This is a genomic window from Streptomyces sp. NPDC019890 (genome assembly GCF_044903445.1).
Taxonomy (GTDB): Bacteria; Actinomycetota; Actinomycetes; order Streptomycetales; family Streptomycetaceae; genus Streptomyces.
This window is the reverse complement of sequence record NZ_JBJDQK010000008.1, coordinates 329581-341409: the sequence shown is the minus strand read 5'-3', so window position 1 is coordinate 341409 and position 11829 is coordinate 329581. Positions and strand designations below refer to the sequence as shown.

At 71.2% G+C, this 11829-nt stretch carries 13 protein-coding genes and 1 pseudogene; 10 read left to right on the top strand and 4 right to left on the bottom strand.

All coding sequences use genetic code 11. From position 1 onward, the window contains the following. Window positions 1-265: 265 nt before the first annotated feature. Window positions 266-1543, bottom strand: coding sequence for a hypothetical protein (locus ACI2LP_RS23570; protein ID WP_404726492.1), 1278 nt, complete (start codon window positions 1541-1543; stop codon window positions 266-268). Window positions 1544-1625: 82 nt separating this feature from the next. On the opposite strand from ACI2LP_RS23570, the pseudogene ACI2LP_RS23565 reads away from it, so the two are divergent. From ACI2LP_RS23565 to ACI2LP_RS23555, 3 genes and pseudogenes are all read left to right on the top strand, one after another. Continuing rightward, window positions 1626-1757: pseudogene (locus ACI2LP_RS23565) on the top strand (glycoside hydrolase family 5 protein); the annotation flags it as partial. A gap of 129 nt (window positions 1758-1886) precedes the next feature. Continuing rightward, on the top strand, window positions 1887-3185 hold the full coding sequence (locus tag ACI2LP_RS23560; protein WP_404726481.1) for an alpha/beta fold hydrolase: 1299 nt from the start codon (window positions 1887-1889) through the stop codon (window positions 3183-3185). A 28-nt stretch (window positions 3186-3213) separates the two neighbouring features. Beyond that, entirely contained in the window at window positions 3214-3948 is a 735-nt protein-coding gene (locus tag ACI2LP_RS23555) for a PIG-L deacetylase family protein (RefSeq protein ID WP_404726480.1), read from the top strand. A gap of 42 nt (window positions 3949-3990) precedes the next feature. On the opposite strand, the gene ACI2LP_RS23550 is transcribed toward ACI2LP_RS23555, so the two are convergent. After that, on the bottom strand, window positions 3991-4932 hold the full coding sequence (locus ACI2LP_RS23550) for an NAD(P)/FAD-dependent oxidoreductase (protein WP_404726479.1): 942 nt from the start codon (window positions 4930-4932) through the stop codon (window positions 3991-3993). A gap of 64 nt (window positions 4933-4996) precedes the next feature. Between ACI2LP_RS23550 and ACI2LP_RS23545 the strand changes: the two genes are divergently transcribed. From ACI2LP_RS23545 to ACI2LP_RS23520, 6 genes are all read left to right on the top strand, one after another. Beyond that, window positions 4997-5581 (top strand): helix-turn-helix domain-containing protein, encoded by a 585-nt coding sequence (locus ACI2LP_RS23545; protein WP_404726478.1) that lies wholly within the window; start codon window positions 4997-4999, stop codon window positions 5579-5581. 80 nt (window positions 5582-5661) lie between these two features. After that, on the top strand, window positions 5662-6630 hold the full coding sequence (locus ACI2LP_RS23540; protein ID WP_404726477.1) for an NADPH:quinone oxidoreductase family protein: 969 nt from the start codon (window positions 5662-5664) through the stop codon (window positions 6628-6630). After that, entirely contained in the window at window positions 6627-7808 is a 1182-nt protein-coding gene (locus ACI2LP_RS23535) for an acyl-CoA dehydrogenase family protein (RefSeq protein WP_404726476.1), read from the top strand. The genes ACI2LP_RS23540 and ACI2LP_RS23535 overlap by 4 nt, the downstream gene beginning before the upstream one ends. After that, on the top strand, window positions 7805-8881 hold the full coding sequence (locus tag ACI2LP_RS23530; protein WP_404726475.1) for an acyl-CoA dehydrogenase family protein: 1077 nt from the start codon (window positions 7805-7807) through the stop codon (window positions 8879-8881). Before ACI2LP_RS23535 ends, ACI2LP_RS23530 begins: the two co-directional genes overlap by 4 nt. Before the next feature lie 194 nt (window positions 8882-9075). Further along, the gene (locus ACI2LP_RS23525) at window positions 9076-9942 is read left to right on the top strand and encodes a phosphatidylinositol-specific phospholipase C/glycerophosphodiester phosphodiesterase family protein (RefSeq protein WP_404726491.1); all 867 of its coding nucleotides are present in this window, start codon (window positions 9076-9078) and stop codon (window positions 9940-9942) included. A 117-nt stretch (window positions 9943-10059) separates the two neighbouring features. Then, a complete protein-coding gene (locus tag ACI2LP_RS23520) occupies window positions 10060-10254 on the top strand; it encodes a hypothetical protein (RefSeq protein ID WP_360865410.1) in 195 nt (64 codons plus the stop codon). Here ACI2LP_RS23520 and ACI2LP_RS23515 read toward each other — a convergent pair. Both ACI2LP_RS23515 and ACI2LP_RS23510 read right to left on the bottom strand, forming a co-directional pair. Then, window positions 10244-10660 (bottom strand): hypothetical protein, encoded by a 417-nt coding sequence (locus ACI2LP_RS23515; protein ID WP_404726474.1) that lies wholly within the window; start codon window positions 10658-10660, stop codon window positions 10244-10246. The two genes, ACI2LP_RS23520 and ACI2LP_RS23515, sit on opposite strands and share 11 nt — an antisense overlap. Before the next feature lie 46 nt (window positions 10661-10706). Then, the gene (locus tag ACI2LP_RS23510) at window positions 10707-11063 is read right to left on the bottom strand and encodes a DUF779 domain-containing protein (RefSeq protein ID WP_404726473.1); all 357 of its coding nucleotides are present in this window, start codon (window positions 11061-11063) and stop codon (window positions 10707-10709) included. A gap of 148 nt (window positions 11064-11211) precedes the next feature. On the opposite strand from ACI2LP_RS23510, the gene ACI2LP_RS23505 reads away from it, so the two are divergent. After that, on the top strand, window positions 11212-11778 hold the full coding sequence (locus ACI2LP_RS23505) for a dihydrofolate reductase family protein (RefSeq protein ID WP_404726472.1): 567 nt from the start codon (window positions 11212-11214) through the stop codon (window positions 11776-11778). Window positions 11779-11829: the final 51 nt, after the last annotated feature.

Sequence of the window (11829 nt, the reverse complement as noted above, 5' to 3'; positions counted from 1 at the left end):
TGGGTGGCATAGGCCACCGAGGACAGCGGGTCGGAAGCGAAGATCGGCAGGGCGAGCCGCTTGGGCAGCAGCGTCTCGCCCAGCTCCTCGCTGCGTCTGGCACGGCCGATGACCAGCCGTTTGAGTATCCCGGTCACATTGAGCACGGCGCGAGCGTAAGCCGCCCCACCAGTCCGAAAGCACTGTGAGGGGAGCCTGAGGCCATCAAGAACTCGTTAGGATTCCCCGCAGGCTCGTATATATGGCGCAATGTGCGCCATACCTCCTACGCCGGGCGGCCCGAGTGCAGGCTCTCCAGCCGCCGTTGCAGCACCTGAAGGGCTCCGCGCTGTCGCCCCGGAACGCTGCGCCGCAGCCTGACGAGCACCGGAGCGAGCGCCCGCGCCCGCTCCGGATCCCGGATCTGCTCCCACTGGTGGTGGGCGCGGTCGACGGCGCCCTCGACGTCGGGATGGTCGGACGACTGCTGACGGGTCAGCCGGGCCTCGGCGGCGGCCATCCACAACTCGCAGCTGAATCCGGGATCGCGGGCCAGCCGGGCGAGATCGGCCCGCACTTCCAGCCAGTGAATGGCCTGCACGGAACCAGGCCCGTGGACCCGCAACTCCTGCTCCTCCCAGGCACCGGCCGCGGCGGCGGCCTCGGCATGCCGCCCGGCCTGCGCGGCGGCGAGAATCGCGGGGTGGGGGTCGTCGGCGGGGGGAGCGGCTTGCGCGGCGGTGGCGAACTGCGGCGGGGTGGCCGCGCTTTGCCGGGCCGCGGGCGCGGCTTGTGCCACGGGGGCCTGGGCATGGGTGGTGGCCTGAGCCTGCGCGGAAGCCTGAGTCTGTACGGGGGCGGGCGCCGCGTGCCCCGCCATGGGCGGCGAGACCCGCGCCGCGCCAGGCGCGTCGATCGCCAGTAGCAGCGATTCCTCCGCGCCCGCCCGAGCCGACGCCTGTTCGTGCAGCGTCGCCAGGGCCGGCCGTGCGCCGCTGCGCCAGATTGTCGCGTATGCCTTGAGATAGTCGGGACTCGCCGCGTCCCGCCGCTGCGGGACGGGGGCGACACGCCCGTAGACCCGGACGCCGGGCCCGAGCGCAAGTCCCTTCGATGCGACGTACTGCCATGCCTCGGCATCGGCCACCAGATCGACGACCACCGTCGTCGTGCCGGGATGCCGGATCGCCACTTCGGCGGCGACCCAGTGCCAGGGCAGCGCCGTATAGCGCATGGTCGCCGGCGTGGTCCGGGCGAGTGCGAGGTGCAACAGGCGCTGTTTGCGGTCCAGTTGGAGCTGACCCGCGATGTACAGGAACAGCGGTCCCTCCGCCGCCGCGGCCGCCCGGATGCGGGTAAGGACGGTCTGCGGATCGAGGGGATCGGCAAGCTCGACCACCGTCGCCGCCGGTGTGCCGGTCAGTGCGCTGGGCGGGACCGCGGCGAGCGCGGGCAGCACGGAACTCGCGTCGACGAGACGCCCCTTGCCGACCGGCGCGGCCGCAATCAGCAGCGCGGTCCCCGGCGCCGCTGAGTTCCCTCCCGTGATCACCACACCCAGCACCGTAGCCGACTCCACCGACTGCCCCTGCCCGAAGGCCTCTTCACGCGTGCGTGGCCGTGTCGAACTCCATGCGGTCGCCGCCGACGAACGCTCCGGCGCCGTCTTCAAGGGCGGCACCTGCGACAGGAACGACCCCTGGACCGGCACCGGGCCGCTCAAGCCCGCCGGTGTCCGGGTCCGCGACCGGACCAGGACCCCGGACGACTTCCCGACCGGCTGCCCCCGACCGGCTGGCCATGCCCGGCTGCTCGCCCGGATTCGTTCGTTGCCGGGCTCCGTACGCCCTCCCCGTCCGCCCATGTGATCCCATGGGCGGACGGGGACGCACAGAACAGGAGCAGCAGTGACCAGCTACCGCCAGCCGGGAATCGTTCTCACCGACCGGCGCTTCACCGTCCCGCTCGACCACGCCGACCCGGCGGGGGAGCAGATCGAGCTGTACGGCCGCGAGATCGTCGCGAGCGAACGGGCCGGCGCCGAGCTGCCCTGGCTGGTCTATCTGGAGGGCGGACCCGGCTTCGGCGCCCGCCGTTTCCACGGCAAGCAGGCCTGGCTGGGACGCGCCGTGCAGGAGTACCGCGTACTCCTCCTCGACCAGCGCGGCACCGGTCGCTCGACCCCGCAGAACCGCCAGACCCTGCCCCAGCGGGGCGGACCGCAGGCACAGTCCGAGCACCTCGCCCACTTCCGGGCCGACAGCATCGTGCGCGACTGCGAGACCATCAGGCCGCAGCTCACCGGGGGCGCGCCCTGGACCGTACTGGGTCAGAGCTTCGGCGGATTCTGCGCCACCCACTATCTCTCCACCGCCCCCGAAGGCCTGCGCACGGTGATCATCACCGGCGGTCTGCCCGCCCTCGACGGCCACGCGGACGACGTCTACCGGGCCGCGTATCCCCGCATGCAGCGCAAGGTCGAGGCGCACTACGACCGCTATCCGCAGGATGTGCGACGGGCGCGCCGCATCGCCGCGCACCTCGCCGAGCACAAGACCGTGCTGCCCGGCGACTACACCCTCACCCCCGAAGCCTTCCAGTCCCTCGGCATCCTGCTCGGCGGCGGGGACGGCAGCCACCAGCTGCACTATCTCCTCGAGAACGCCTTCGTACGCACGGGGGGAGGGCATGAACTCTCCGACGCCTTCCAGGAGTCCGTGCGCGCCACGCTCTCGTACGCGGCACATCCGCTCTATGCCGTCCTGCACGAGGCGATCTACGCCCAGGGCGCCGAGCCGACCGCATGGGCGGCCGAGCGGGTCCGGGCCGAGTTCCCGCAGTTCGACGCCGCCACGACGCTGAACGGTGCCGAGCCGCTGCTGTTCACCGGCGAGACCGTCCACCCCTGGCACTTCGACGTGGACCCCGCCCTGCGCCCGCTGCAGGAGGCCGCCGACATCCTCGCCTCCCGCACCGACTGGACCCCGCTGTACGACCCCGCGCGGCTCGCCGCCAACGGGGTGCCCGTCGCCGCCGCCGTCTACCACGACGACATGTACGTCGACACGCAGCACTCGCTCGACACCGCGCGGGCCATCCGCGGACTGCGCACCTGGATCACCGACGAGTACGAGCACGACGGGGTGCGCACGGGCGGTCCGCGGGTGCTCGACCGGCTGTTCTCCCTCGCTCGCGGGGAGGCCTGACGCTCAGTCACCGCTCTATCCTGACCGGATGACCGAGCAGCTTCAGCCCATGCCCGACGACTGGGAGCGCGCGCTTGCCGTCGTCGCCCACCCCGACGACCTCGAGTACGGCTGCGCCGCGGCCGTCGCAGGATGGACCGACGGCGGCCGGGAGGTCTCGTACCTCCTCGCCACCCGCGGTGAGGCAGGCATCGACACCATCGAACCGGCCACCTGCGCCGCGCTGCGCGAGCGGGAGCAGCGGGCGAGTGCGGCGGTCGTCGGCGTGTCGACGGTGGAGTTCCTCGACCACAAGGACGGCGTGGTCGAGTACGGCACCGGGCTGCGCCGGGACATCGCCGCGGCGATCCGCCGGTACCGCCCCGAGCTGGTGATCACGCTCAACCACCGTGACACCTGGGGCGGTACCGCCTGGAACACCCCGGACCACCGGGCCGTCGGCCGCGCGACGCTGGACGCGGCCGCGGACGCCGGAAACCGCTGGATCTTTCCCGAGCTCATCTCCGAGCAGGGTCTTCAGCCGTGGAACGGGGTGCGCTGGGTGGCGGTCGCGGGCTCCACCACGCCCACCCACGCGGTCGACGCGACGGCAGGCCTCGAGCGTTCCATCAGCTCGCTGCTGGAGCACCGCAGCTATATCGAGGCGCTGACGGACCAGGACCCGGAGAGGTACTGCCGGAGCTTCCTCACCGGATACGCCCAGGCCGCCGCCGAGCGCTTCGGTGGCCGGCCCGCCGTCACCTTCGAGCTGTTCGGCCGCTGACGTCGACGGGACGCGCCCCGCCCGGGATCCGATGGGCCGTCATCATCCGCTGAGCGCGGCGGCCGCCCTGTCCAGATCGGTCATGACGAGCTCGTTGTTGATGGTCGCCCCGGCCCGGTAGCCGGCGCTTGCGGCATTGACCACCTGCTCGGCCGGGCCGACCGCGTTGCCCGCCGCCCACACCCCGGGCACGCTGGTCCGCCCGGTCGCGTCGACCGAGACATACGGGCCGAAGGGCGTCTCGTACGTCTCGGCGCCGAGCACGGTCAGCAACCCGTCCCTGGGAGTGAAGCGCGGCGCAACGAAGAGCACGGACCGCTCGATGATCCGTCCGTCGGCCATCCGGACACCCGTGAGGCGGTCCGCCTCGACCGCCAACCCGGCCACCTCCCCCGTCACGACCGCGATGTTCGCCGCGGCCAGCCGCCGCGCGTCCTCGTCCGACAGGGTCTGAACTGTGTGCAGGAAGAGCGTGACGTCCTTGGACCAGTGCGACAAGAGCAGTGCCTGGTGCGCGCCCGCGACCGGCGAAGCGATCACCCCGAACGGGCGGTCCCGGACCTCCCAGCCGTCGCAGTACGGGCAGTGCAGCACATCCCGTCCCCAGCGCTCGGCGACGCCCGCGATGTCCGGCAGCTCGTCGACGAGCCCGGTCGTCACGACCAGCCGCCGCGCCTGGACGGTGCGCCCGCCCGCGAGCGGCACATGGAATCCGTCCGCGCCGTCCGGGACCGCGCCCGTCACCCGGTCCCCGGCCAACTCCACTCCGTACGAAGCGACTTCGCGCCGTCCGGCCTCCAGGAACGTGGCCGGGCTCATCCCGTCCCGGGACAGATAGCCGTGCATGTGCGCGGCCGGGGCGTTGCGGGGCTCGCCCGCGTCGACCACCAGGGTCCGCCGCCTGGAGCGGCCGAGGATCAGGGCGGCGCTGAGCCCGGCCGTACCGCCGCCGACCACGACTACGTCGTATGCGTTCTTGTCCATGCCCGGACTCTCGCCCCGGCCTCGCGTGATTGACAAACTTCCTTGCCGTTTCTGCAATGGATGTATGGATGAGCACGCACGGCTCGATGCCGTACTGAACGAGGTGGGACCGCGGCTGCGCAGGATCCGACGGGAGCGCGGGGCCACGCTCGGCCAGCTCTCGGAGGTGACCGGGATCTCCGTGAGCACCCTGTCCCGGCTGGAGTCGGGCGGCCGGAAGCCCAGTCTTGAGCTGCTGCTGCCCATCGCCCGGGCCCATCAGGTGCCGCTCGACGAGCTGGTTGGCGCGCCGCCCGTCGGCGATCCGCGGGTGCGGGCGAAGCCGATCGTCCGCCACGGCAGGACGATGCTGCCGCTCACCCGCCAGCCGGGCGGCCTCCAGGCGTACAAGGTGGTGGAGCAGCCGGGCGGCGGCGAGCTCGAGCAGCGGACGCACGAGGGGTACGAGTGGCTGTATGTGCTGTCCGGACGGCTGCGGCTGCTGCTCGGCGATCACGACGTGGTGCTGGGTGCCGGGGAGGCGGCGGAGTTCGACACCCGCGTCCCGCACGGGTTCGGCCCCGCCGGCGAAGAGCCGGTGGAGTTTCTGAGCCTGTTCGGCCCGCAGGGCGAGCGGATGCATGTGCGGGCCAGGCCCAAGCGTGGCTGAGAGGGGTCTTCCCGATAAGCAAGCGACCGCTTAGTATGCGTCGCAGCGTGGTACTGCCTACGGTTTGTGGAGGCCCTGAAATGCAGGCATGGCGAGTGCACCGGAACGGCGAGCCGGGCGAGGTGATGCGGCTCGAAGAGGTGGACCGGCCCACGCCCGGCGAGGGTCAGCTGCTGCTGAAGGTCCGAGCCGCGAACATCAACTTCCCCGACGCGCTGCTCTGCCGCGGCCAGTACCAGGTGCGACCCCCGCTGCCGTTCACGCCGGGCGTGGAGATCTGCGGCGAGACCGAGGACGGCCGCCGGGTGATCACCAACCCCGCGCTGCCGAACGGCGGACTCGCCGACTACGTCGTCGCCGACGCCGCAGCGGTGCTGCCCGCGCCGGACGCCCTTGACGACGCCGAGGCGGCCGCCCTGCACATCGGCTACCAGACGGGCTGGTTCGGGCTGCACCGTCGTGCGCACCTCCAGGCGGGCGAGACGCTGCTCGTGCACGCGGCGGCGGGCGGCGTCGGCAGCGCGGCCGTCCAGCTCGGCAAGGCGGCCGGCGCACGCGTCATCGGCGTCGTCGGCGGCGCGGACAAGGCGCGCACCGCACGGGAGCTCGGCTGCGACGTCGTCATCGACCGCCGCGAGGACGACATCGTCGCCGCGGTCAAGGAGGCCACCGGCGGCCGCGGCGCGGACGTCGTCTACGACCCGGTCGGCGGCGACGCCTACGCCAAGTCCGTGAAGTGCATCGCCTTCGAGGGCCGGATCGTGATCGTCGGCTTCGCCAGCGGCACCATCCCCAGCCCGGGCCTCAACCACGCCCTGGTGAAGAACTACTCGATCGTGGGGCTCCACTGGGGGCTCTACAACCAGATGGATCCGGCGGCGATCCTCGGCTGCCACGAAGAGCTGACCAGGCTCGCCACCGAAGGCTCCATCAAGCCGCTGATCAGCGGACGCGTCGCCATGAAGGACGCGGCCGACGCCGTCCAGCGGGTCGCCGACGGCACCACCACCGGCCGCCTGGTCGTCATTCCGGAAGGAGAGAGCCGATGACGGACGCCGCCGAACTGCGCCGCCGTACCAAGGAGTTGCTGGCCGCGCACCCCCCGGCCGACACGGACCGTACCGATTTCCTCAAGGCGCGCTTCGATGCCGGGCTCGCCTGGGTGCACTACCCGAAGGGCCTGGGCGGCCTCGACGTCCCGCGCACACTGCAGGCCGTCGTGGACGCGGAGCTGACGGCCGCGGGCGCGCCCGACAACGACCCGGGCCGTATCGGTATCGGCCTCGGCATGGCCGCCCCGACGATCCTCAAGTACGGCTCCGAAGAGGTGAAGCAGCGCTTCCTGCGGCCGCTGTGGGTCGGCGAGGAGGTGTGGTGCCAGCTGTTCAGCGAACCGGGCGCGGGCTCGGACCTCGCCGCGCTCGGCACCCGCGCCGTCAGGGACGGCGACGACTGGGTCATCAACGGGCAGAAGGTGTGGACGTCCAGCGCCCATGTGGCCCGCTGGGCGATCCTCATCGCCCGCACCGACCCTGATCTGCCCAAGCACCGCGGCATCACGTACTTCATCTGCGACATGACCGACCCCGGCGTCGAGGTGCGGCCGCTGCGCCAGATCACCGGCGAGGCGGAGTTCAACGAGGTCTTCCTCACCGATGTGCGCATCCCCGACACACACCGGCTCGGCGACATCGGCGAGGGCTGGAAGGTCGCCCAGACCACCTTGATGAACGAGCGTGTCTCCATCGGCGGCAGCCGGCTGCCGCGCGAGGGCGGCATGATCGGCCCGATCTCGGCGACCTGGCGCGAACGCCCCGAGGTGCGCACCCACGACCTGCACCAGCGGCTGCTGACGCTGTGGGTGGAGGCGGAGGTCTCGCGCCTCGCCGGGGAACGACTGCGCCAGCAGCTCGCCGCGGGCCAGCCCGGTCCCGAGGGCAGCGGCATGAAGCTTGCCTTCGCCCGCCTCAACCAGGAGATCAGCGGCCTGGAGGTGGAACTCCTGGGCGAGGAAGGCCTGTTGTACAGCGACTGGACCATGAGCCGCCCCGAATTCGTCGACTTCACCGGGCGTGACGCCGGCTACCGCTATCTGCGCTCCAAGGGCAATTCGATCGAGGGCGGTACGAGCGAAGTGCTGCTGAACATCGTCGCGGAACGCGTACTCGGACTGCCCTCCGAGCCGCGCAACGACAAGGACGTCGCCTGGAAGGATCTCGCGCGATGACTGACCTGCTGTACTCCGAGGCCGAGGACGACCTCCGCGCCGCCGTACGCTCCCTGCTCACCGACCGCAGCGACACGACGTCCGTGCTCGTGCGCGCCGAGGACGGCGCGCCGTACGACGCCGAGCTGTGGAAGGCGCTCGCCTCCGACATGGGCGCCGCCGGTCTGCTCGTACCCGAGAAGCTCGGCGGCCAGGGTGCGAGCCACCGCGAGGCGGCGGTGGTGCTGGAGGAACTCGGCCGCGCGGTCGCCCCCGCGCCGTACCTCACCAGCTCGGTGATCGCGACGGAGACGCTGCTGGCTCTCGACACCGCGCCGGAGGTCGCCGAGCTGCTGACCGCGCTCGCGACCGGCCGCAAGGCCGCCGTGCTCGCTGTGCCGCTGTCCGCATCGCCGAACGGCCCGCTTCCCGTCGACGCATCCACCATCACTGGGGTGGCGGACGCTGCCGTCGCCGATGTGCTGCTGGTGCTGAAGTCGGACGGGCTGTACGCGGTCGAGACGGCAAGTGTCACCGTCGAGGCCCAGACCCCGCTCGATCTGACCCGCCCGCTCTCCGCCGTCACCCTCGGTGACACGGCGGCCGCCACCCGCCTGGCGGATGCGGGGGCCGCCGAGCGGGCCGTACGCCGCGGACTGCTCGCCGGTGCGGGGCTCCTCGCCTCCGAGCAACTGGGACTCGCCGAGTGGTGCCTGGAGGAGACCGTCCGGCACACCCGCGGGCGCCACCAGTTCAACCGGCCGATCGGCTCCTTCCAGGCGCTGAAGCACCGTATGGCGCAGCTGTGGCTGGAGGTCGTCTCGGCCCGCGCCGCGGCCCGCAACGCGGCCGACGCCCTGGCCACGGACAGCCCGGAGGCCGCTCTCGCGGTGGCCGTCGCGCAGGCGTACACCTCCCGGGTCGCCGTGCACGCTGCCGAGGAGTGCGTCCAGCTGCACGCCGGCATCGGCATGACCTGGGAACACCCCGCGCATCTGTACCTCAAGCGCGCCAAGTCCGACGAGATCGCGCTCGGCACGCCCGGCCACCACAAGGATGCCCTGGCCGAACTGGTCGACCTGCAGGCTCCTTAGGCTTCACTGGCCGAGCACCCGGCCGCCGCGCCAGCACCGGCGCGGCGGCCGTTGCATGTCATGCACGCTGACGGTCCGTCACGACTGAGTGCCAGGTGACGGATGGCCGAACTCTTCGCGCTGCTCTGCCCATTGGGCTGACCGGGACGCATACTCACCGATGTCCCTCCCGACCCGCAGAGCCCGGAGGCACCATCGTGCTGACCACCCGTCGCAGAGCCGTCACCACCATCGCCGCCGCACTGGCCGGCAGTGTCGCCGTGCCCGCCTACGCGCGGGCCGCCGAGAAGAACGGCGGGCGCAGCGGCCCACGACCGTTGCGCCGGGCCCACGCCCACAACGACTATCTGCATGAACGGCCCCTGCACGACGCCCTGTCGCACGGCTTCACCAGCGTGGAGGCCGACATCTTCCTCGTCGACGGGGAACTGCTCGTCGCCCATGAACCGGCGGACCTCGACCCGGCCCGCACCCTGCGCTCGCTCTACCTCGACCCGCTGCTCACCCGGGTGAAGGCCAACCACGGCTCCGTCTACCGCGGTTACCACCGGCCGGTCCAGTTGCTGATCGACATCAAGACGGACGGCGTCGCCGCGTATCTCGAACTCGACCGCCGGCTGCGGCACTACCGGCGGATGCTGAGCAGCTACGCGTACGGCCGTGTCCACCTCGGCGCCGTCACCCCGGTCATCTCCGGCGACCGGGCCGCCCGCGTACCCATGGAGGCGCAGCGGGTGCGGTACGCGTTCTACGACGGCCGCCTCGAAGATCTCGGAACCGCCGCCCCCGCCTCGTTCATCCCGTTGATCTCCAGCAACTGGACGCAGAGCTTCAGCTGGCTCGGTACCGGCCAATTCCCGGCCGCCGAGCGGGAGAAGCTGCACGCGATCGTCGACGAGGCCCACGGCAACGGTCAGCGTGTCCGCTTCTGGGCCACGCCCGACGTGGCCGGTCCCGACCGCGACGCCATGTGGAGCGAGTTGCTCGCCGCCCGCGTCGACCACATCAACACCGATGATCTCGTCGGCCTCGAGCGCTTCCTCCGCTCCCGCGGCCACTAGCCAAACCCGGGCAGAGAGCACCCGTACGGCGGACACGCCAGTCGGCCGTACGGGGCCTCGGCTGCGCCAGACTGACCGCCGAATGCCGCAATCCCGGCGCGGCGGAGGAGGTTGGTGATGGCCATTTCGATCTCGGTGGTGCTCCTGCTCACGGTTCTCGCAGTGATCTTTCTGCGGAACGGTGGACTGAAGCTCTCCCACGCGGTGGTCTGCGCCCTGCTCGGGTTCTATCTCGCGAGCACGAGCATGGCGCCGACCATCCAGGAGGGAATCGCTGCCACCGCCAACGTGGTCGGCAGCCTCAGGCCGTGACGTCTGCGGGCAGCTCGAAATAGCTGCCGCAGTCGTCGTCCACGTGCACCACATGCCTGCCGACGCGGACGATCTGAGCCGTCCCCGCCCGCCACGATCCGCAGGCACCTTCGCTGTCCGGCAGCGGCGTCCACACTTCGCGGAACGTACTGCCGTCCGGGTTCACACCCGTCTCGATCATCCCGGCACCCGAGGGCTCGAGTCTTCCCACGTCCTCGCCGGGCTCCCCGACGTCATGGTGGAAGCGCACCTCGCTGCCTTCGTACGTCGTGACGCCGGCGAAGCCGCGGCTGTCCGCGTAATAGGCGTCGATCTGAAGCCAGACCACGTGCTCGTTCTCCAGCAGTGGTCCGCCGTTCCGGCTGATTCCGGCGCGCAGCCAAGCGCCGCGGGTGGGGGCGTTCACGCACACCAGGATGTCAGGCACGCTCGACACCCACGGACCGAGGTGATCAGCCGTCGGCCATATGGGACCGGATCAGGAATCGCACGCCCTCCGGCGCCTCCAGCGAGAAGCCGCTGCCCCGGCCCTCGACGACATCGACGACGAGCCGGGTGTGGCTCCACAACTCGTACTGGCTCCTGGACATCCAGAACGAGACCGCCTCGTCGACGCCCGCCACCCGCAGGCTCTCGAGCAGGACGTCGGACTGGCCCGTACGGAACTCCCCGTCCGGGTAGCACATGGGCGCGCTGCCGTCGCAGCAGCCGCCCGACTGGTGGAACATCAAAGGACCATGGGCGGCCCGCAGCCGCCGCAACAGTTCAGCGGCCGCCTCGGTCAGCTCCACGCGCGGGGACTGTGTCATCCGGTCAGCAGAGCACCGGCGAGGTTGCAATGCCGTTGCAGCCCCCGCGCGGAAGATTCTTCTACCGATGTGTCGATGGGGCCCGATCCCGTTCGACATACCTGTGAAGGCGCCCGCGGGGGCGCACCGCGCACCAGGAGGAACGGCCATGCGAAAGCTCATTCACTGGGTCCACACCTCGCTCGACGGACACATCGACGGTCCCGGCGGAGCCTTTGACTGGCCGGTGCTGGGACCCGAGCTCGCTGCGTACGGCGACGCCCTCCATGAGCGCGTCGACACCTTCCTCTACGGGCGCGTGGTCTGGGACATGATGTCCGGCTTCTGGCCCAACGCCGAAGCGATCTCGGACGATCCGCACGACCTCGCCTTCGCACCCGTCTGGCGGAGCACACCGAAGATCGTCTTCTCCAGGTCGCTGCCGCAGCCCGAAGGGGACGTCCGGGTGATCCGCGACAACCTCGCCGAAGAAGTCGCGGCCCTCAAGCAGAGCCCGGGCAAGGAGCTGCTGCTCAGCGGCGGCTCGATCCTGCCGGCCGCCCTCACGGAGCTCGGCCTGATCGACGAGTACCACATCGTCGTGCACCCGGTGGTCCTCGGCGGCGGCAGGCGGCTGTTCCAGGAGTCCATGGATCGACTGACCTTCGAGCTCGTCGAGTCCCGGACCTTCGACTCGCGGACGGTGCTTCTGCGCTATCAGCGCCCGGCGGGATGATTGCCCGGCCCCAGTGCGTTGCAGGGGGACAAGCGTCTTCGACGACGAGTG